The organism is Corynebacterium sp. SA-MJD20WY100 (assembly GCF_039822565.1).
In the GTDB taxonomy this organism is placed as follows: Bacteria; Actinomycetota; Actinomycetes; order Mycobacteriales; family Mycobacteriaceae; genus Corynebacterium; species Corynebacterium phoceense_A.
Window position 1 is genome coordinate 20493 of record NZ_JBCJKS010000024.1, and the last position, 20241, is coordinate 40733.

19 protein-coding genes are annotated in these 20241 nt (G+C 64.6%); 11 read left to right on the top strand and 8 right to left on the bottom strand.

Annotation, left to right across the window (positions count from 1 at the left end; all coding sequences use genetic code 11):
- Nucleotides 1–101: 101 nt before the first annotated feature.
- Nucleotides 102–1868, bottom strand: coding sequence for a DEAD/DEAH box helicase (locus ABJ196_RS11245; RefSeq protein WP_257054626.1), 1767 nt, complete (start codon nucleotides 1866–1868; stop codon nucleotides 102–104).
- Nucleotides 1865–2119, bottom strand: a complete 255-nt coding sequence (locus ABJ196_RS11250; RefSeq protein WP_066486456.1) for a DUF3039 domain-containing protein — start codon at nucleotides 2117–2119, stop codon at nucleotides 1865–1867. The genes ABJ196_RS11245 and ABJ196_RS11250 overlap by 4 nt, the downstream gene beginning before the upstream one ends.
- Before the next feature lie 49 nt (nucleotides 2120–2168).
- Here ABJ196_RS11250 and ABJ196_RS11255 point away from each other — a divergent pair, with 49 nt between their 5' ends.
- From ABJ196_RS11255 to galE, 6 genes are all read left to right on the top strand, one after another.
- A complete protein-coding gene (locus ABJ196_RS11255) occupies nucleotides 2169–2642 on the top strand; it encodes a DUF3099 domain-containing protein (RefSeq protein ID WP_347307151.1) in 474 nt (157 codons plus the stop codon).
- Nucleotides 2643–2651: 9 nt separating this feature from the next.
- Entirely contained in the window at nucleotides 2652–4202 is a 1551-nt protein-coding gene (locus ABJ196_RS11260) for a class I SAM-dependent methyltransferase (RefSeq protein ID WP_347307153.1), read from the top strand.
- Between the two features lie 14 nt (nucleotides 4203–4216).
- Nucleotides 4217–4669: a D-aminoacyl-tRNA deacylase gene (gene dtd / locus ABJ196_RS11265; RefSeq protein ID WP_141629110.1), complete on the top strand. Its 453-nt coding sequence runs from the start codon at nucleotides 4217–4219 to the stop codon at nucleotides 4667–4669.
- A gap of 193 nt (nucleotides 4670–4862) precedes the next feature.
- Entirely contained in the window at nucleotides 4863–5870 is a 1008-nt protein-coding gene (locus ABJ196_RS11270; protein WP_257054634.1) for a sigma-70 family RNA polymerase sigma factor, read from the top strand.
- Between the two features lie 328 nt (nucleotides 5871–6198).
- On the top strand, nucleotides 6199–6876 hold the full coding sequence (locus ABJ196_RS11275; RefSeq protein ID WP_347307155.1) for an iron dependent repressor, metal binding and dimerization domain protein: 678 nt from the start codon (nucleotides 6199–6201) through the stop codon (nucleotides 6874–6876).
- A 233-nt stretch (nucleotides 6877–7109) separates the two neighbouring features.
- On the top strand, nucleotides 7110–8099 hold the full coding sequence (gene galE, locus ABJ196_RS11280) for a UDP-glucose 4-epimerase GalE (RefSeq protein ID WP_347307157.1): 990 nt from the start codon (nucleotides 7110–7112) through the stop codon (nucleotides 8097–8099).
- A gap of 75 nt (nucleotides 8100–8174) precedes the next feature.
- On the opposite strand, the gene ABJ196_RS11285 is transcribed toward galE, so the two are convergent.
- On the bottom strand, nucleotides 8175–9332 hold the full coding sequence (locus ABJ196_RS11285) for a DUF4192 domain-containing protein (RefSeq protein ID WP_347307159.1): 1158 nt from the start codon (nucleotides 9330–9332) through the stop codon (nucleotides 8175–8177).
- 298 nt (nucleotides 9333–9630) lie between these two features.
- Here ABJ196_RS11285 and ABJ196_RS11290 point away from each other — a divergent pair, with 298 nt between their 5' ends.
- Both ABJ196_RS11290 and ABJ196_RS11295 read left to right on the top strand, forming a co-directional pair.
- The gene (locus ABJ196_RS11290; RefSeq protein ID WP_347307161.1) at nucleotides 9631–10713 is read left to right on the top strand and encodes a PAC2 family protein; all 1083 of its coding nucleotides are present in this window, start codon (nucleotides 9631–9633) and stop codon (nucleotides 10711–10713) included.
- A gap of 33 nt (nucleotides 10714–10746) precedes the next feature.
- Nucleotides 10747–13299: a DUF3516 domain-containing protein gene (locus tag ABJ196_RS11295; protein WP_347307163.1), complete on the top strand. Its 2553-nt coding sequence runs from the start codon at nucleotides 10747–10749 to the stop codon at nucleotides 13297–13299.
- Nucleotides 13300–13542: 243 nt separating this feature from the next.
- Here ABJ196_RS11295 and ABJ196_RS11300 read toward each other — a convergent pair whose 3' ends face one another.
- Nucleotides 13543–14097: a hypothetical protein gene (locus ABJ196_RS11300; protein WP_347307165.1), complete on the bottom strand. Its 555-nt coding sequence runs from the start codon at nucleotides 14095–14097 to the stop codon at nucleotides 13543–13545.
- A gap of 422 nt (nucleotides 14098–14519) precedes the next feature.
- Between ABJ196_RS11300 and ABJ196_RS11305 the strand changes: the two genes are divergently transcribed.
- Nucleotides 14520–15545 (top strand): PTS sugar transporter subunit IIC, encoded by a 1026-nt coding sequence (locus ABJ196_RS11305; RefSeq protein WP_347307172.1) that lies wholly within the window; start codon nucleotides 14520–14522, stop codon nucleotides 15543–15545.
- A gap of 33 nt (nucleotides 15546–15578) precedes the next feature.
- Here the strand turns inward: ABJ196_RS11305 and ABJ196_RS11310 are convergent, their stop codons facing one another.
- Nucleotides 15579–16433 (bottom strand): hypothetical protein, encoded by an 855-nt coding sequence (locus ABJ196_RS11310; protein ID WP_257069703.1) that lies wholly within the window; start codon nucleotides 16431–16433, stop codon nucleotides 15579–15581.
- Nucleotides 16434–17082: 649 nt separating this feature from the next.
- Between ABJ196_RS11310 and ABJ196_RS11315 the strand changes: the two genes are divergently transcribed.
- Entirely contained in the window at nucleotides 17083–17358 is a 276-nt protein-coding gene (locus tag ABJ196_RS11315) for a hypothetical protein (RefSeq protein ID WP_347307167.1), read from the top strand.
- Here ABJ196_RS11315 and ABJ196_RS11320 read toward each other — a convergent pair.
- The 3 genes from ABJ196_RS11320 to ABJ196_RS11330 all read right to left on the bottom strand — a co-directional run bounded on the left by ABJ196_RS11320 (nucleotide 17355) and on the right by ABJ196_RS11330 (nucleotide 18958).
- Nucleotides 17355–17498, bottom strand: a complete 144-nt coding sequence (locus ABJ196_RS11320) for a hypothetical protein (RefSeq protein ID WP_257072142.1) — start codon at nucleotides 17496–17498, stop codon at nucleotides 17355–17357. The genes ABJ196_RS11315 and ABJ196_RS11320 overlap by 4 nt on opposite strands.
- Nucleotides 17499–17723: 225 nt before the next feature.
- Nucleotides 17724–18248: a carboxymuconolactone decarboxylase family protein gene (locus ABJ196_RS11325; protein ID WP_257054650.1), complete on the bottom strand. Its 525-nt coding sequence runs from the start codon at nucleotides 18246–18248 to the stop codon at nucleotides 17724–17726.
- A gap of 116 nt (nucleotides 18249–18364) precedes the next feature.
- On the bottom strand, nucleotides 18365–18958 hold the full coding sequence (locus ABJ196_RS11330) for a peroxiredoxin (protein WP_257069706.1): 594 nt from the start codon (nucleotides 18956–18958) through the stop codon (nucleotides 18365–18367).
- A 170-nt stretch (nucleotides 18959–19128) separates the two neighbouring features.
- On the opposite strand from ABJ196_RS11330, the gene ABJ196_RS11335 reads away from it, so the two are divergent.
- Entirely contained in the window at nucleotides 19129–20085 is a 957-nt protein-coding gene (locus tag ABJ196_RS11335; protein ID WP_347307170.1) for a LysR substrate-binding domain-containing protein, read from the top strand.
- Nucleotides 20086–20241: the final 156 nt, after the last annotated feature.

Below are 20241 nucleotides of genomic sequence, written 5' to 3' on the forward strand. Positions count from 1 at the left end.
GAAGGCACCCGAGCGTGCAGCACGAATATGAATGAGTCGCCGAAAATTCACTCGAATTTCGGCGACTCATTCACGTTGCACCAGGCAAGCACCCAGGAGCGCTACCAAGCCCGCAGAAAATCAATCCGCGCCTGCAGCTGTTCTGCGTTGCACAGTGCGGTGGGCGGTCCGCCGCAGGCCTTTCTGACCTCCGTGTGGATAGCGCCGTGCGGGCGGCCGGAGCTCTGAGCCTTGATGGAGACCAAGGTGTTGAGCTCCTTGCGCAGCTCGGCGATCTCATCGACAACACCGCTGGCTTCGCCAGCGGCGTCGGACGCAGCGGGTTTCCGGTTCTGCGGCGCGCTGGGCAGGCCGAAGATTTCGCGGCGGTGGGCCTCGGCGGCCTCGGCGGCGCGCTTTGCCTTTTCTTCATGCTCGCGACGGTCGAGTTCATCGGCCTGCTTCTTGCGCAGCAGGTCCTTGACCTGGTCGGCATCGAGGAGGCCGGGGATGCCAATGAAGTCCTGGTCTTCCTGCGTGATATCGCCGGTGGTGAACTGGGAGCCGTTGAAGAGCAGGCCGGAGAACTCAGCCTCCGCTCCCAAGGACTCGTAGGTCGGCTCGAGCATGTCCTGCTCGGTCTTCTTCTTGTTGGCTTCGGCCAGCAGATCGTCGTCCCAGCCCTCCTTGTCCGGGGACTTCTCCGCACCAAGGACGTGGTCGCGGGACTTTTCCATGTTCTCCGCCAGGCCCAAAAGGACGGGGACGGAGGGCAGGAAGACGCTCGCGGTTTCGCCCGGCATGCGCGAACGCACGAAACGGCCGATGGCCTGCGCGAAGAAGAGCGGCGTGGACGCGGAGGTGGCGTAGACGCCCACGGCCAGGCGCGGGACGTCGACGCCCTCAGAGACCATGCGCACGGCGACCATCCACTCGTCGGTGGATTGGGAGAACTCCTCAATGCGGTCCGAGGACGTCGGATCATCGGAGAGGATGACGGAGACCGGCGTATTCGACAGCTTCTTCAAGATCTTCGCGTACGCGCGGGCGGTCTGCGTGTCCGTGGCGAGCACGAGGCCGCCGGCGTCCGGCATGTTGCGGCGCATCTGCATCAGGCGCGTGTGCGCCGCATTCAAAACGGTAGGAATCCACTCGCCCTTGGGGTCCAGCGCCGTCTTCCACGCGCGGGCGGTCTGCTCCGGGTTGAGGATGTCGCCCAGGCGGGCGGCATGCTCCTCACCGGCGGAATCGCGCCAGCGCGACTCGCCAGAGTAAGAAAGGAAGACCACGGGGCGCACGACGCCATCGGCAAGCGCGTCACCGTACCCATAGGTGTGGTCGGACTGGCTGACGAGGTGGCCCTCGCCGTCCTGCTCGTAGCGCACGAAGGGGATCTGCGAGTCATCGGAACGAAACGGCGTACCGGTCAGCGCCAGGCGGTGCTCCACGTCGTCATAGGCCTCGCGCACGCCGTCGCCCCAGCTTTTTGCGTCGCCGGCGTGGTGGATCTCGTCAAGGATCACCAACGTGCGCTTGGACGAGGCCACGGCGCGGTGCTTGAACGGGTGCATGCCCACCTGGGCATAGGTGACCACAATGCCGTCGTAGGCCGGGTTGAACGCAGACGAGTTCTTAAAATTCGGGTCCAGCGACAGATTCACGCGCGCGGCAGCGTGGGACCACTGCACCTTGAGGTGCTCCGTGGGGACCACAACAATGACGCGGTCGACCGTGCGGTCATCGATAAGCTCCGTGGCAATGCGCAACGCGAACGTCGTCTTACCGGCACCCGGCGTTGCCACGGCCATGAAGTCACGCGGTTTGGTTGCCATGAATTTGTCCAATGCCGCCTGTTGCCAGGCACGCAAAGGACCGCGGCGGGCGCTCACTTACGACGCAGCCCCTTATAGATTTTCTCGCAGTCCGGGCACACCGGAGACCCCGGCTTCGCCTGCTTGGTCACCGGGAAGGTCTCACCGCACAGTGCAACGACGTATTCGCCGCTCACGGCAGAATTCAGGATCTTGTCCTTGCGCACGTAGTGGAAGAACTTCGGGGTGCCATCACCCGTCGACGTCTCTTCACGAACGTCGGGGCGTTCAATCGTCTTCGTCGTCGTAGTACTCACTCGACCTATCATGCCCCACGCGGGTTAAAAAATGCGACTCAAGGGGCTAGGCTGGGTTGTCATGAGTACTCGGGAGAATGTCGACGACACCCCAGACGATCCTCAGACCGGATCGTCGTCTAGCGATCCCTGCGTTATTGAGGGCGTCGCAGAGGAAGCACCCCGCCGCCGCTTCGCCCGCCGCAGTGCCCTCATTACAGACGCGAAGGTCGGCCCCGGCCAGGATCGCCTCCGCCGCGAGAAGCAATACGCCTTCCTCCAGTTCCTTCGCGTGCCCTCCCTCCTGCTCGGCGCGTTCTTCCTCGTCATGCACTGGTACCTCGCCGCGACCATCGCGCTGGCCGTCTCCGTGCCGCTGCCGTGGATTGCGGTCGTGCTCGGCAACGGCCGCGGCCAGAAGCGCGACGAGCGCGAGCGCATGGTCTACCGCCCCGCCCTCGCCCGCCAGCAGCAACAGCACTACGCCCAGCTTGAGCGCGAACGCACCGCCGAGCTGCCTGCCTCCCGCACCATCGACCACGACGACCCCCAGTAAAGGCCCGCCATGACCGACTTCTTCGCACCGCTTAACCCCAAGTTCCCGCTTGCCGCTGTCGCCGCAGACCTCGCCGCCGCCTTCGAATCCGCCGGCTTTACCGACGCCGGTCTGGCCGGCCACCTGGGCCCTGAGGTCACCGAGGCCCTCTACCGCGGCGAGCCCGGCCCCGTTCTGCTCGCTACCTCCGGCGGCACCCAGCTCGACGCGCTCATTCGCGCATTTATCCTCCACGAGCCGCTGACGCCCGCCGAGCTTGCCGATGCCCTCTCCGCACCGCTAGCCACCCGCCTCATCGACGCCGGGGTCACCGTCCCTGCTGATGCCGCCGGGACGCTCCGCGTCGCCCTCGACGTGCGACCGCACGTCATCGCGGGCGCCAACCACTGGGTCTTTTCCGACGTGGACGCCACCTTCGTCGACCACGTCCCCGGCCCCGATCACGTGTTGGGCGTCGGCTCGGCCTCGCTCTCCCTCCTCCAGTCCACTCCGCACTCGCCTGTCGAGTCCGTCCTCGACCTCGGCACAGGCTCGGGCGTGCAGCTGCTCGGCCAGCTGGGCAACGCCACGCGGGTGGTCGCCACGGACGTCCATGCGCGCGCCCTCGAGCTCGCCCGTGCCACCGTCGCCGCCGCGGGCGCCACCGAGCGCGTCGATCTCCGCCAGGGCTCCTGGTTCGCGCCCGTCGACGGCGAACGCTTCGACCGGATCGTGGCCAACCCGCCCTTCGTCGTGGGCTTGCCCACCGTGGGCCACGTCTACCGCGACTCCGGCCTCAACCTGGACGGCGCCTCCGAGCTCGTCATCTCCCAGGCCCCAGAGCACCTCAACCCCGGCGGCACCGCGCACCTGCTCGCGGCCTGGGTCCACCAGGGCGACGTCCCCTGGCAGCAGCGCGTCGCGTCCTGGTTGCCCGCCACAGGCGTGGCCGCGTGGATCATCCAGCGCGACGTCGCCGACCCGTCCCTCTACGTCTCGACGTGGCTCAAGGACGAGTCCGTAGACCTGCGCTCAGACACCGGCAAGGAACAGGCGCAGCGCTGGCTTTCGCACTTCCATGCCCACGACGTCACGGGCATTGGCTTCGGCTTCGTGGCTCTGCAGCGCATCGGCGACGACGAGCCCTCGGACATCCTGGCGGAGTACATGCCGCAGCCGTTTAACGATCCGCTCGGCCCCGAGGTCGAGGAGTACTTCGCGCGCGTCGCGTGGCTGCGCGGCCTCGTCCCCGGCCAGCTGGAGCACTCCCACTTCGCGGTGCGCCCGGGTCTTGCCCGCGAGGACGTCGCCCTGCCGGACGACTCCGGCCAAGGTTTTCACCGCGCCGCACTGCGACTCACCCGTACCGAGGGCCCGCGCTGGCAGCACGAAGTAGACGAGCACCTCGCCTCCATCGTCGCGGGCCTCAACCCGGAAGGCCTCACGCTCGCCGATACCGTCGGCGTCTACGCCGCACTCAACGACTTCGACGAGGACGAGCTCCTCGCCTCTGCCCTGCCTGCCGTCGTGGATCTCGTCCGCCATGGCCTACTCATCCCCACCGACCTGCTCAACGACTAAGGAGTCTTTCTTTCATGCGCGCCGTTCTCACTCGCGTCTCGTCCGCGTCCGTCACCGTCGAGGGCGAGGTGGTCGGCGCCATCGACTGCCCCGAGACCGGCGGGCTGCTCGCGCTCGTGGGTGTGGCCCGCGAGGACTGCGAGGACGCCAGCACGCTGGCGTCGAAAATTGACAAGATGGCAGACAAAATCTCAGGCCTGCGCATCCTTGACGGCGAGGTCGCCGTCCGCGACGCGGGCGCGCCGGTTCTCCTCGTCTCCCAGTTCACGCTCTACGGCCGCACCGCCAAGGGCCGCCGCCCGTCATGGTCGGACGCCGCGCCTGGCGAAGACGCCGAGCCCGTCATCGAGGCGCTGCGCACCGCGCTCGAGGGCCACGGAGTGCACGTGGAGACAGGCCGCTTCGGTGCCATGATGGAGGTCACCTCCGTCAATCAGGGCCCCTTCACGGTCCTCGTCGAGTGCTAGCCTCGCGGCCCGAGTCTGAATTTCCACTAATTTTTTGTTTTAAATAGATCTCAGGAAACCGCAGGTTACCCCCGGTGGATTACCCCCATTCGTGCGGTACCTATCGCAGTAATAATCGGCGGCGGGAACTCATGTCACCTCTCGGCCGTTGAACAGTGTGTTACCGGCGAAACCTTATAGGAGGCCACAAACAATGAGCAGCTCTTCCGCAGCCCACACCACCACAGAGACCGACGGCTTCGCGCCCGACGACGCGGACCGCGGCTCCCGCCGCAATCAGACGAACGATAATCCCTCCGCAGACCTGGTTCGTGTTTATCTCAACGGCATCGGTAAGACGGCGCTGCTCTCGGCCGAAGACGAGGTGGAACTCGCCCAGCGTATTGAGGTTGGTCTCTACGCGGAGCACAAGCTCGCCAACGCCGAGAAGCTCACCCGCGCTGAGAAGCGTGATTTGAAGATCCTCGCCCGCGACGGCAAGAAGGCACGCTCCCACCTGCTGGAAGCCAACCTCCGTCTCGTCGTCTCGCTCGCGAAGCGTTACACCGGCCGCGGCATGCCGCTCCTCGACCTCATCCAAGAGGGCAACCTCGGCCTGATTCGCGCCATGGAGAAGTTCGACTACTCCAAGGGCTTTAAGTTCTCCACGTACGCCACGTGGTGGATTCGCCAGGCTATTACGCGCGGCATGGCTGACCAGTCGCGCACCATTCGCCTCCCAGTCCACCTCGTCGAGCAGGTCAATAAGCTCTCGCGCATCAAGCGCGAGATGTACCAGTCCCTGGGCCGCGAGGCCACGAACGAGGAACTGTCGGAGGAATCCGGCATTGACGAGTCGAAGATTGAGATGCTCCTGCGCCAGTCCCGCGACCCGGTCTCGCTTGACATGCCGGTCGGCGCGGACGAGGAAGCACCGCTGGGCGACTTCATTGAGGACGCTGAGGCAACCGACGCCGAGTCCGCCGTCGTCGCCGCGATGCGCCACTCTGATATCCGTTCCGTCATCGGCTCTTTGGAGCAGCGCGAGCAGGACGTTATCCGTCTGCGCTACGGCCTGGACGACGGTGTGCCGCGCACCCTCGACCAGATTGGCCGCAAGTTCGGTCTCTCCCGCGAGCGCGTTCGCCAGATCGAGCGCGAGGTGATGGCTAAGCTGCGCGACGGCAACCGCGCCGCCCGCCTGCGCGAGTACGCCCAGTAGACAGCCCGGACGCATTCCGGGCGCCACCGCGCCCCTTTCCACCGCCCTCGGCCAGCCGGCCGGGGGCGGTGTCGTATGTCACCAACAGGAAACTGTGCATAGTTGCCCACATCTCATAGTCCCCGACTATTAAAAATCAGCAGTTAAAAGTGTTTTCCTGTGCACGGGAGCATGCTTTTACGCTAAAGTATGGGAGTAACTAACACCGCGCGGCGGCAGGTCGTGGAAATACAACGGCTTGCTGGCGCGTTGGGGTGGGCGAGTATTTCTTTATTACAGCGCCTGGGGTCGTCGCGTACGTCGGCTCCAGACAGAAAGGCCATACAGCATGCGCGATCTAGTCGATACCACGGAGATGTATCTTCGTACCATCTATGAGCTGGAAGAAGAGGGGATTATTCCCTTGCGCGCCCGCATTGCTGAGCGCCTCGAGCAGTCCGGCCCGACGGTCTCTCAGACGGTCGCCCGCATGGAGCGCGATGGCCTGCTGCACGTGCGCAACGACCGCAGCCTCGACCTCACGGCGCAGGGCCGCTCACTAGCCACGGCCGTTATGCGCAAGCACCGTCTCGCTGAGCTCCTGCTCACCGATGTCCTCGGCCTCGACATCCACCAGGTCCATGACGAGGCCTGCCGCTGGGAGCACGTCATGAGCGAGGACGTCGAGCGTCGCCTCGTCAACATCTTGGACGAGCCGTACCGCTCCCCGTTCGGCAATCCCATCCCGGCGCTCGACGAGCTGGGCGTGACCCCGCCGTCGCTCGAGGCGGGCGTGCGCGTCATCGATCTTCCGGACAACGAGGAGACGAAGGGCACCATCGAGCAGATCAACGAGATCCTGCAGGTCGATGCCTCCCAGTTCCGTGAGCTCTACGAGGCCGGCATCGTGGTCGGCGCCGCAGTCACCGTGGTCAATGACAACGGCACCGTGACGATAACGACGGACAACGGCGCCACCGTTGAGCTCGTCGACGACCTCGCTCACGCCATTCGCATTCACACGTAGCGTGCCGGGCCGGTGCTCGCCTTTCGCACCGGCTTCTCCTCCGCGGCCGTGCTCCCTGTGCCGCTCCATTCGCCCCTCACTGGGCCACACGAGTTTCGCACCGGGACCGTGGCCGCGTTCGCGTCTACAGTGGGAGATTGTTGTAGACAGACCAACACTCCTGACTCGACTCGCCCGCCTGCGGCATCTGCCGCAGGCATTGCCCCCAACTGCCTAATGGAAAGGTCCTATTCATGAAGCTGCTTGTCACCGGCGGTGCCGGTTACGTGGGAAGCGTGTGCGCCGCCGTCCTCGTTGAGGCCGGCCACGACGTCACCATCATTGACAACTTCACCACGGGCAACCGCGAGGCCGTCCCGGCCGCCGCCCGCCTCGTCGAAGGCGACGTGCGTGATAAGGCCGCCGAGGTCCTCGGCGAAGGCGGCTTCGAGGGCGTCGTCCACTTCGCGGCACGCTCGCTTGTCGGCGAGTCCATGGAGGTACCGGACGAGTACTGGCAGCACAACCTCGTCACCACGCTGGCACTGCTCGACGCGATGCGCGCCAACGACGTGAACAACCTCGTCTTCTCGTCCACCGCGGCGACCTACGGCGAGCCCGAGGTCGTGCCGATTACCGAGGACTTGCCTACCAAGCCCACGAACACGTACGGCGCGACAAAGCTTGCCATCGACTACGCCATCACGTCCTACGCGAACGCCTATGGCCTGGGCGCGACCTCGCTGCGCTACTTCAACGTCGCGGGCGCCTACGGCGAGATTGGCGAGAACCGCGAAATCGAGACCCACCTCATCCCGCTCGTGCTCCAGGTGGCGCTGGGCCACCGCGACAAGATCTTCATCTTCGGCGATGACTACCCCACCCCGGACGGTACGGCCGTGCGCGACTACATCCACATCCGCGACCTCGCGGACGCACACGTCCTCGCGCTCGAGACGAATACGCCGGGCACGCACCGCATCTACAACCTGGGCTCGGGCGATGGCTACTCCGTCAAGCAGGTCATCGAGGCCTGCCGCGCCGTGACGGGCCACCCTATCCCGGCCGAGCTTGCCCCGCGCCGCGCTGGCGACCCGGCGACGCTCATCGCGTCTTCCGCCAAGATCAAGGAGGAGCTGGGCTGGAACCCGACGCGCACCGAGCTCACCACCATCGTGACGGACGCGTGGAACTTCACGAAGAACCTGGGCGAGCGCGCGCACTCCGCCAAGCGCGTCCGCTAAGCGTCTTCCACGCACGAGTCCCGGCACCGATTGCGGTGCCGGGACTTCGTCGTTTCGGTCATGGACACACGTCCGCTAGGCGCACAAGGCGCGCTCGCCGTCCTCGTCGAGGCCGAGGCTCGCCCGCGCCTTGGCGGATCCGCGCCGGAAGTTAGCCACCATCTTGTCCTGCAGCCCGGCGCGATACCCACGCATGAGCAGGCCCGCGAGGGTGTGCTCCGGGTCTTCCTCGAGGGCGACGGACAACACGGTGCCGGCGACCATCGGCAAGCCGAGCGCGACCTGCGCCATGGCATAGAGCGCCAACGCGTTGGTGCGCGAGGGTCCGTGGACCGTCTGCGCCACGGCGAGCAGCACTCGCGCCGCGCCCTGTGGTTGGTCGCACAGGGCGCTCACGATGAGGTCGCGCAACGCGGTGTCATACAGGATGGTCGCCATACGGGTGATCAGGACGGCATCGGCACGCACGGGGTCGTCCTCCGGCGGCTCACCCGTCATATGCGACAGTTCGCTAAAGACGCGCGTTACCAGCGGCACGATGTCGCGGACCTCGAAGCGCAGGCGGACGTCCTCGGCCAGGGCGCTGGCCGCCACGCCGGTTGCCAGGGGCACAGGCCGGGCGGGACGGCCTTGGGCGAGCAAGGGGGCATCGGAAGCAGCGGCTTTCACCATGGCTGCGATATCGTGCGGGCCGAAGTGAGGATTGGCCTCGTCGAAGCAGGCGAAGGCCTCGTCGCGGGAAATCTCTGGCAGGCGGCCGGCCTCGCGCCAGCGCTCCATGGTGGGCGACGCGGCGATGGAGTCAATGGTGCCCTGTTGCCATTCCGCGGTGTGCGTGAGCGGAATCTCCGCCGGGGCAAAGCACATCTCATAGGGCTGACCGACGGAAATCTCTGGGGTAAACCAGCAGGCGTCGACGGTGCGGCAAGTGTCGTCGAGGTCGGCAGAAAAATCGAAGAGGAGATCGGTGAGGTCATGAATGGCGGGGTCGGGGCGGTGGGAAACGATGAAGGCGAAGACGACATCCGTCTCCGCGGCGACGACGGCGAAGGCCTCAGACAGTTGGCGCGAGGCAAGCGCGACGTCGAAACGGGCGACGGGCCCTAAGACGAGGCGATTGTCCTCTGAGCTAAAGCCCATGAGGATGATGGAGTCGCTGGGATAAAATCCGAGCGCCCCAGGGATAGAAGCGAGCAGGTAACCAGGTGTAACAGCATCATGTGAAGTAGTCATGCTTTCACTGTGGCCGGTTACTCTGCATGGTGTCGAGACCGGCGCGTTCGCGCCTGTGGATAACGCGAGTGCATTGCCCAATAGAGTGTGCAGTCCCCCGGGGATTATCCACAGATGCGCACATTGGTATTGACTCCACAGGAATAGATCGGGAACAACCGGCACGCTTGGCAGGTTTTTCGGGCTAGAATGGTTGGCCACCTACCTCATTGCCGCACCCCTGAAATGTGAGTGCGGGCAAGGGAATAACAACGGTGAGGTTCGCTGTTGTGGAGGGTATAGACGCTAGGAGGACACCATGGCGAACGAAGATCGCATGTATGAGCTGGAATACCCAGCACCGGCGGTAAACGACACCGCGGCCGGCGAGACGGACGGCCCCACCCTTATCGTCGCCCTGCACGGTTACGCGGACGCGGGCCAGGCGGTCGAGCACAGTGCCGACCACCTCAAGGCGGCGCTCGATAACAGGCTTATCGCATCCTTTAACGCGGACGAGCTCATCGATTATCGCTCGCGCCGCCCTGCGGTGACGCTCGATAATGACGCACCGATGGAGATTGAAAACCTCGATCTCGATATGCGCGTGCTGCGCGATACCGCGGGCAAGGCTTTCCTGCTGCTGTCTGGCCCCGAGCCGGACCTGCGCTGGCAGGCTTTTACCAAGGCCGTTACTGACCTGGTTGAGAAGTTCGACGTCAAGCAGACGGTCGCGCTGTATGGCGCGCCCATGCCGGTGCCGCATACGCGCCCCATGGTGATTACGGCCCACGGCAACTCACCGGAGCTCGTGAGCCGCATGTTCCGCCTCGACTCCACGATGATGGTCCCGGGGGCGGCGCAGATGTACATCGAACGTGCCCTGGCGAAGGCCGGCCGTAACGTGGCGGGCTACACGGCACACGTGCCGCACTACCTGGCCAGCTCCCCCTACCCGCAGGCCACGCTCGAGCTTCTCGAGTCCGTCGGCTCGGTGACGGGCCTCAAGCTGCCGCTGCGCGCCCTGGAGGCCGACGCCGCACGACTCAACCACCAGATTGAGGAGCAGGTCAACGACTCCGAGGAAATCGCGCAGGTCGTGGGCCAGCTGGAGAACCAGTACGACGTCTACATGGAGCGCTACCGCGAGGAGCACCCGCAGGCCATCATGCCGGGCGAGCAGGGCGCGCCTACCGGCGAAGAGCTCTCGGAGGAATTCGAGCGCTTCCTCGACGCCCTGGGCCACGAGTATTCCTGGCGCGACCAGATCCTCACCGCGGACATCAACGACCGCGAGGTTAACTTCGGTCGTGGCTCTTCGGGTCCGCAGGGGCTGGGCGGTCCTTCTGCCGAGGGCTCGGATGCTTCCGATGACTCGGACGATTCAGGCGAAGCCAAGTAACTCGCGTCGGCCTGCCTTGTAGACTGGTGAGTCGTGAATACCGCGACGTTGTCTGACAAGCTGGCCGACCTTGAGAATGTCCCCTCCTCCCTCTTCGACGAGGCGGTGTGGGACACCTTCATCGCGTGGACGAAAGACCGCGGGATTAGCCTCTACCCCGCCCAGGAGGAAGCCTCGTTGGGCATCCTCGCCGGCGACAATGTCATCCTTGCGACACCCACCGGCTCCGGCAAATCCATGGTGGCTAACGCTGCGCACTTTATCGCACTCGCCCGCGGCCAGCGCAGCTTCTACACCGCCCCCATTAAGGCGCTGGTCTCCGAGAAGTTCTTCGCGCTGTGCGAAATCTTCGGCCCCGATAACGTGGGCATGATGACAGGCGACGCCACCGTCAACGGCAACGCGCCGATTATCGCGGCCACCGCGGAGATCGTCGCCAATATCGCGCTGCGCGACGGCGCGGAGGCGAACATCGACCAAGTCGTCATGGATGAGTTCCACTACTACTCTGAGCCCGACCGCGGCTGGGCCTGGCAAGTACCGCTCCTGGAACTGCCCAAGGCGCAGTTCCTCCTCATGTCCGCCACACTCGGCGACACGTCGTGGCTCGAGGAGGACCTCACCCAGCGCACCGGCCGCGACACCACGCTCGTCGCCGGGACCACCCGTCCCGTGCCGCTCGACTTCTCTTATGTCTTTACGGGCGTGCAGGACACCATCGAAGAACTCCTCTCCAAGGGCAAGGCCCCCATCTACGTCGTGCACTTCTCCCAGCGCGAGGCCTCCGAGCGCGCCCAAGCGCTCACCTCCATCGGCACGATCCTCACTCCCGAGGAAAAGGAAGCAGTCGCCACGGAAATCGGTGGTTTCCGCTTTACCACGGCCTTCGGCCGGGACCTGTCCAAGCTGCTACGCAAGGGCATTGGCGTCCACCACGCCGGCATGCTGCCCAAGTACCGTCGCCTGGTCGAGCGCCTCGCCCAGCGCGGCTTGCTCAAGATCATCTTTGGCACGGACACCCTGGGCGTGGGTATTAACGTGCCCATCCGCACCGTGCTTATGACGGGCCTGGCCAAATACGACGGCACCCGCCAGCGCATCTTGAAGTCCCGCGAGTTCCACCAGATCGCCGGCCGCGCCGGACGAGCCGGCTACGACACCGAAGGCACCGTCGTTGTCGAGGCCCCCGAGCACGAAATCGAAAACGCCAAGGCCCGCCGCAAGGCCGGGGACGACCCGGCGCGCCTGAAGAAGCTCAAGAAGAAGTCGGCCCGCGACGGCGAGGTCACCTGGTCAGAAAAGACCTACCTGCGACTCATCGATGCCGAGCCCGAGCAGCTCACCAGCCAGTTTAAGGTCTCCAACTCCATGCTGCTCAATGTCCTTGCCCGCCACGGCGACGGCTACGAACACATGCGCCACCTCCTGCGCACCAACCACGACACCCGCTCCAAGCAGAACCAGGACATCCTCACGGCGCTGGATCTCTTCCGCGGGCTCGTGCGCACCGGCGTCGTCCAGAAGTCCACCAAGGGCCTCGACATCTACGGCCGCCCCTACCACGTGGTGCGCGAACTCCCCCGCGATTTTGCGCTCAACCAGCCCCTGTCGCCTTTCGCGCTCGCCGCACTGAGCCTGCTCGACCCAGAGTCGGACACCTACACGCTCGATATTATCTCCGTCTTCGAAGCCATCCTCGACGACCCCCGCCAGGTTCTCATCGCCCAGCAGAAACAGCGCCGCGGCGAGGAGATCGCCCAGCTCAAGGCCGATGGCGTGGACTACACCGAGCGCATGACCATCGTCGAAGACATCACGTGGCCCAAGCCCCTGGAGGAACTCCTCGAGCAGGCCTATGACACGTTTGCTGAGACCAATGCCTGGGTCAAGGAATTCCAGCTCGCGCCCAAATCCGTGGTCCGCGACATGCTGGACAACGCCATGACCTTCTCCGACCTGGTGGCCACCTACGGCCTCGCCCGCAGCGAGGGCGTCATCCTGCGTTACCTCACCGACGCCTGGCGTACCCTCCGCCAATCCGTCCCTGACGAGTACTACACGGACGAGCTTGCCGATGTCGTCGAATGGCTCGGCGAGCTCATCCGCCAGGTCGACTCTTCCCTCGTGGACGAATGGGCTCAGATGGCCGGCGAGGACAACCCCATCTCCCAGGAGGACTTGGACCGCGAGCTCGCCTTCGGCGTCGAGGACCCCACGGCCCTTACCGCCAACCGCCGCGCGTTTACCATCATGGTGCGCAACTACTTCTTCCGCCTCGTCCAGCTCTTTGCTCTGGAGAAGGAAGACCGCCTGGCCGAGCTCCTCGACTATCTTGACGAGGTCCCCGACTTCGGCGCGGTGCTCGACGATTACTTCGACGAGTACGACGACATTGAGACCGGCCCCTCCGCCCGCGGCCCCGAGTTCTTCCGCGTGAGCGACCAAGAGACCCGCACCTGGACCGTCCGCCAAATCATCTGCGATCCCAAGGGCGAGCACGCCTTCCAGTTCGTGGGCACCGTCGACCTCGATGCTTCCGATGCCGCCGGTGAGGTGCGCCTGTCCTCCTTGCGCGTCGAGTACTAGACGCCCCTCGGCTCCGGCTTGTCTCACGTTGTTCTCACGCTGCGCGAGCGAGGAGTAAACCTCCGGGAACTGCTCCTCCGCGCTCGCTGTGGCGGGGCCGGTCACCACCATGCCGACCGCACGGGCCAAGGCTCCTACGGTGGCAAGGGCGTGGTGAGTGCGACGGGGGACAAACACACGACTGGCGAGCACCTCCCACGAGACTGAGACAGACTCGCCCCGTGTGCGCTGTACTGCCGCGATTTAGTAGAACGGCGAGTCCGAAGATGTCGCGAATTCACTCGAGCGCAGGAACGCTTGTGCCGTGCGGCGAACCTGTTCCTTCGGCCTATCGGAATTGACGAACATTCCGTTTATCGTGCCCGTATCGAGGTGGATGAGTTTCTTGCCGTGCTGGTAGCACGCCGTGAGGGCCCACCGCGCCTGGGCACACACGACACCGTCCGTGCCGTGCGGCGAGACGATCTTGGCCTCGTTTTCCTTCGGGTCGAAGAAGCGCGGGTCGTGAATCGGGATGAGTTTCTTCTCGTCCCACGTGCGCCACGGATTATCCGGCGAGGTATACGGCAGCTCAGCGCCGCCCAGCACATGATTGCGCTCCGCGATAAACGCCTCGTCCTCAGTGAGTTCACGAAACTGCAAGTCCTCGGAGGAGCCCGAAGAACGCGGCCACTGGTTGTCTGGTAACGGCTCCGCCGCAGCGGCGAAGGGGCCAGTGACGGCGAGTCCGGCTGTGAGAGCAACGACAGTCACCGCGCGGGACGCGGGTGAGAGCGTGCGTCGAAATCGAGTAAGCATGCTGGTCCTTTCTGTGTCTGGCGCGGACGGAGTCAGCAGGCCTACACCCGCGCGGTGATGACCACGCGGCGCGTCGAAGCCGCGTGCCGTGCTTTTCACCGTAGCGTTCCCTGTCGCCCGGTGCAGAGTAGTTTCCCCAAGCAACCACCGCTCATCTCACCATATGGGGGCAAAGTACCACAGATTGGGACGAATAATTTTCAATCGGTCGATAGTATTCGTATACTACCCGCATGACCTCCCCTAATACCACCACCACTGCAGCGAGCGCCACCGCCGCGAAAGCCTCCGCTGCCGATGCCCCCGCACGGGCCGCCGGCCGCTACAACGCAGCGCGTGAGGAACCGATTTCCAACGCCGAGTCCAATCCCGATACCGCCGCGACCGACGCGAAGCCCTCGCTTAGCGTCGGCAGCTTTAGCATGAAGGTCCTCAACGGCATCTCCATCGCCGTCGTGGTCTCGCTTATCCCCCAGGCCCTCCTCGGGGAGCTGGCCAAGGCATTGCTGCCCTTCTGGCCCGGCGCCGCCACCATCATCGCGATTACCGGCCTCGCGTCGAGCATGCTGCCCGCCATGATCGGCATCCTCGTCGGCATGCAGTTCAAGTTCACGCCCATCCAGACCGCCTGCGTCGGCATCGCCGCCGTCTGCGGCTCGGGCGTCGCGCAGGTCGATCCAGACGGCGGCTTCCACCTCCAGGGCACGGGCCTCGTCATCAACGCCGGCCTCACCGCAGCTATCGCCGTCGGTCTCATCTTGCTCATCGGTTCGCGCCTGAAGAACTACACCATCCTCGTGCTCTCCGTCATCGTCACGCTTGTCGCCGGCGGCATCGGTTGGGCCGTGACCTACCCTGCCGTCAAGGCGCTGACCGTGTGGCTCGGCGGACTCATCAACGGCGCGACGACGCTCGAACCCGTACTCATGGGCATCGTGCTCTCCACGCTCTTCGCGTTCCTTATCGTCTCGCCGATTTCCACCGTCGGCATCGCCACCGCCATCTTCATGGAAGGCGTGGCCTCCGGTACGGCGAACCTCGGCGCCGTCGCCACCGGCTTCACGCTGCTCATCATCGGTTGGAAGGCCAATGGCTTTGCGACATCCATCCTCCACGTCCTCGGCTCCCCCAAGGTCCAGATGGCGAATATCTTTTCGCGTCCCATTACCCTGCTGCCCATCTTGAGCTCCGCGGCCATCCTCGGCGGCATCGGCGGCGCCGTGGGTATTTCCGGCACGCCTATCTCGGCCGGCTTCGGTATTTCCGGCCTCGTCGGCCCGCTCGCCGCCCTCAACTACGAAGGTTGGGGCTGGAGCGCCGGCAACGTCATCATCGTCGCCCTCGTCTTCGTCGCCGCTCCCATCGCTCTCGGTTTCCTCTTCACTTTCGTCTACAGCACGCTCCTTGGCTGGGTAAAGCCAGAGCACTACAAGCTGGACTTCGAGTAGTACTCCGGCACCACGCCGCTGCGAGGACCGCCGCTACCTCAGCCGGTGCGCGTCGGCGGCGGCTTCGGCGCGCAGCCACTCCTCATAGGTCATGCCATCCTGATAAGCCTCCCAACGCTCACCAAATTCACCGCTCATCTCGAAGGCCTCCTGCAACGCGGCGTCTGCGTGCGCGAACCGGTCGCCCTCGCGACCGTCGATGTCCACGAGCCCCGCGGCCCACAGATCTCCGAGGAGCAGCTCCGGCCGGTGAGCCCTCATGAGGAGCATCTCCCCGCAGTAGAACGCGTTGAGATTCGGCTGCCCCTTAAGCAGCTGGACATCGAGGGTATTGAGGACAAGCGGGACGGGCGCGGTCCACAGAATCTCACCCCATTCCCTACGGATCTCCTTATCCCACAGCATGCGGACCGCCGGGTTCGCAGCCCGCAGGAGAAGATCCTGCTCGTGTGTCTCCAGATCATTCCACGTCCGCGTGACCGCATACGCCGAGTTGATCCGTCGCTGCGTTTCCACGCGGCACGCGTGGGCGAACTCCCCCAGCTCCTTGAGCAAGGCGTGGACGGCGTCGCCCAGCACCGGCGTCGGCTCGGTATAGGACGTCAGCTCGGCGATGTCCTCAACGCCGATTCCCAGGTCATCGACGTCGGCGCGTGCCACCCGCAGGTCCTCGCCTCCCAGCGCGCACACGGCGTCAAAGGCACTCATTGCGGCAACGAGAACGCGTTCGGCCCCTGGGACGTACCGCGAGCGGACGACAACGTCCGGCGTGCGTTCCCCGCCAATGAGCGGAACGTCGCTGCCCTCCGGCAGAATGAGCGGGGGCAGGTTCCGGTCCTTCGGGTCGGCGTTCTCGTAGACACGGGCGTCGGTGATGATAGAAAACATGACTACTCCTTTACACAGTCATCGAAATGGAGGGCGAACGCGAAAGCGTCCGCCGCGGACAGCTCCTCTGTGAGGCGCCCCCTTATCCCACCAAGCGCGATGTGGACTCTGCTCGATTATGATTGATGGGCACACGCCCACTAATCCCCGGTTACCGGTATTCAGTTCCATGCCAAAGAAATCAACGACTGCAGCTCCACTGTTATCCTTTTCCCGCGCCAGGCACGGCGGCTACACACTCTCGGTTAAAAAGGCAGCACACAGCGCCTTGTGGACCGAGGAGGACATCGCTGCGGTGTTCGGCGTGGCACGCAGCACCGTCGCCACGCATATCGCGACGCTCTCGCGAGACAACGGTCCGCTCGTACGCCGAACTCGTCGGGAAACCCCACAAGTTCGCGCCGAAGGCCCCCGTGAGGTTACCCGGCAGCGGGCTGAATATTCACTCGAGATGCTCATCGCCGTCGGACTGAGGCTGCGCGGCGCCCGCGCAGATGCTTTGCGCGCCTGGGTCGCGCGCACGATCCCTCACCATCTAGCGGAACCATCGACGCCGCGTAAGCCTGAATCGTCGCGGAAGACCACACGGGATCCCGAACGGGAGCCGGCGCGCGAAAGCTCGGCACGCACCGCAGAGACTCCCCTCGATATGAGCTTGCAGAAAGCGCTCACCGACTACCGCGCGCACGTCCATGCGCAGCTCGACGAGCGCGACGATGTCACAAGCAAGGACTACGCGAACGCGCACGCCGCGCCCTACGTGGAGGCGCTGGGAATGCGCCCCAGCGAAATCAAGGAACGCGCGGGAAACCCGGGAGCGAAAGGCCACGCGGCAGAGTTCCTCGACGCCGCGGAAAAGGAGGCCCTACGCGCGACGCTCCTGGAGTTCCTCGCCACGGAGAGCACGGAAAAGCCATACCCCTAAAATGTCGTGGGACTCTCGCTTTCTTCAGCCGTGGCGTCGTGCGGGCTGGCAACGGCGGAGCTGTCAGACGAACAGGCGGCGATCCCCAAGGCCGCGGCGGCGACCAAGCCGCTAAATGCGAGGCGCGACGACGTGCTCATAGACCTTCCTTGACTGAATTCGTGGGCGGGATGCGAAGACCTAGTCAATGCAGTTCTCACTACTGCTCTTAATTTAGCGCACAACGCACGCCCGTTCTAGCCCCATCGGAAATGTTCTCACCTGTGGATTGTCCCCAGAGATCACGAAAGGGCCCTGCGTTCGCGTGAACGCAAGGCCCTGTGCCAGAGAACCGAAAGTTCCACCGGTTCTAGGAGCGCATGCTCTTAGCGAGCAGCCTCAATCTGAACTGCCTGTGCAACAGCCTGAACGGTGGCAGCCACGCGGATGCCCTCCCAGATCTGCTCCTTGGTCAGGCCCTCTTCCTGGAGGGTCTTGGTGTGAGCAACGAGGCAGTGCTCGCAGCCGTTGATGGCGGAGACAACAGTGTTCCACAGCTCGAAGTTGGCCTTGTCAACGCCCGGCTTGGAGATGATGTTCATGCGCAGGCCGAACTTGACCTGAGCGAAGTCATCGCCCAGCCAGCCCTTAGCGCGGTAGGCAACGTTGTTCATTGCCATGACGGTAGCGGCGCCAAGGGCAGCCTCGATAGCCTCAGCGGACAGGTGCTCCTTGGCCTCTTCCATGATCTCGGAGAGGACGGTGTCGTTGCGGGTAGCAGCGGCCGCGGCGAGGATGGAGCCCCACAGCTGCTCCTCGTTGAGCTCGGTGGAACGAGTGAGGGTGCCCAGGTTCAGCTTCTGGTCCTTGGCGTACTCCGGCAGGGAAGACTTCAGGTTGTCGATAGACATATTCTTTGCTCCTTACAGCGTTTTATAGGTGTTTTTCAATCGATGGTCAAAAGCAAGCCCCGCAGCGTGTGCGAGGCTTGAAAGCTCATGGCCTAATGCCTGAGGTGGGCGCAGCCTTAGAGCGAGGACTGGACGACGTCGAGCTTGTTGATGTTCTTGGTCGGGTCGTTAGCTTCCCAGTTGCAGGCGCAGACTTCCTCAGACTGCAGAGCGTCGAGGACACGGAGAACCTCGTCAGTGTTACGGCCGACAGCGTCCGGGGTCACGGAGACGAACTGGATGATGCCATCCGGATCGATGATGAAGGTAGCGCGGTCTGCAACACCGTCAGCGTTCTCGACGCCGAGGGCGCGGATGAGGTCGTGGCGGACGTCAGCGAACATCGGGAACGGAACGGACTTCAGCTCCGGGTGGGTTGCGCGCCAGTTGAAGTGAGCGAACTCGTTGTCGGTGGAACCGCCCAGAACCTGGGTGTCGCGGTCCTCGAACTCCTCGTTCAGCTTGCCGAAGGCAGCGATCTCAGTCGGGCAGACGAAGGTGAAGTCCTTCGGGTAGAAGAAGACAACCTTCCACTTGCCCTGGTACTTGTCGAGCGAAACCTGCTCGAAGTAATCCTCCGGCTGCTGCGCGTTCACGTCGTGCAGGTCGCCGCCCTTCAGAGCGGTGAGGTCGAACTCCGGGAACTTCTCGCCAACGGTCAAGATAGGCATAGTGTGTGTTACTCCTTAGGATGCAAACAACTTGAATGGTTTCACTACTGGCCGTTTCCGCAGGTCCCTCTCACAACGACCGGGACTGTGTGGCCAACGCGTTCCATTATGCCTATCAAATCGCGGGCTGTCAATAGCTAAACTTATTAAGTGGTGTTAGAGTTATAGGCATGCACAATAAAGAGTATCGTCCCACGCTGGCTCAGCTGCGCACTTTCGTGACGATCGCCGAGAATAAGCACTTCGGCACCGCCGCTACCAAGCTGCAGATTTCCCAGCCTTCCCTCTCCCAGGCGCTCGTCGCCCTCGAGCAGGGCCTTGGCGTCCAGCTTATCGAGCGCTCCACCCGCAAAGTGATTGTTACTACAGCGGGAGAGTCTCTCCTCCCTTATGCCAAGGCCACGCTCGAAGCTGCCGATGCCTTCTTAGCCCACGCCCGCGGCGCCAACGGGACCCTCACAGGCCCGCTCACCATTGGCATTATTCCTACGATCGCGCCGTATATCCTGCCGGACCTCCTCACCTCCATTGCCGAGCGTTTCCCGGAGCTCGAACCGCGCTTCGTCGAAGAGCAGACCGACAACCTCGTCCAGCGCCTGCGCGACGGCCAGCTCGATGTCGCCATCATGGCGCTGCCCGCGGAGTCGCATGGTCTTGTCGAGGTGCCGCTCTACCACGAGAATTTCCGGGTCGTCACCAATGTCTCGCACCCACTCGCCGGCCGCACCGACCTCGAGCTCACGCAGCTTGATGAGCTCGATCTGCTCCTCCTCGATGACGGGCACTGCCTGCGCGATCAGATTCTCGACCTCTGCCGCACCGCGCACATTAATCCGGCGGAAGCGACGAACGCCGTGACCCGCGCCTCCTCGCTGACGACCATCATGCAGCTCGTCATGGGCAACCTGGGCGGCACGCTCGTCCCCGAGTCCGCGCTCGCCACCGAATGCGGCAACCCAGAGCTCGCCGTAGGCCGTTTCGCCCCCAACGTCATCGCCGAGCGCACCATCGGCCTCGTCTTCCGTTCCTCGGCCGCGCGCTCCAAGGAATTCGAGGAGCTGGGCGCGCTCGTCACCGCCGCATTCCACAACGCCGTCGACCGTTCGGCACCGCTCTCCCCTGCCTAAAGCGCCGAACTGCCCCCGCGTTCCATAGCGAAGCGGGGGGCCCCCCCACCCGGGGGGGGGGGGGGGGGGTGGGGGGGGTGGGGGGGGGGGGGGGGGGGGGGGGGGGGGGGGGGGGGGGGGGGGGGGGGGGGGGGGGGGGGGGGGGGGGGGGGGGGG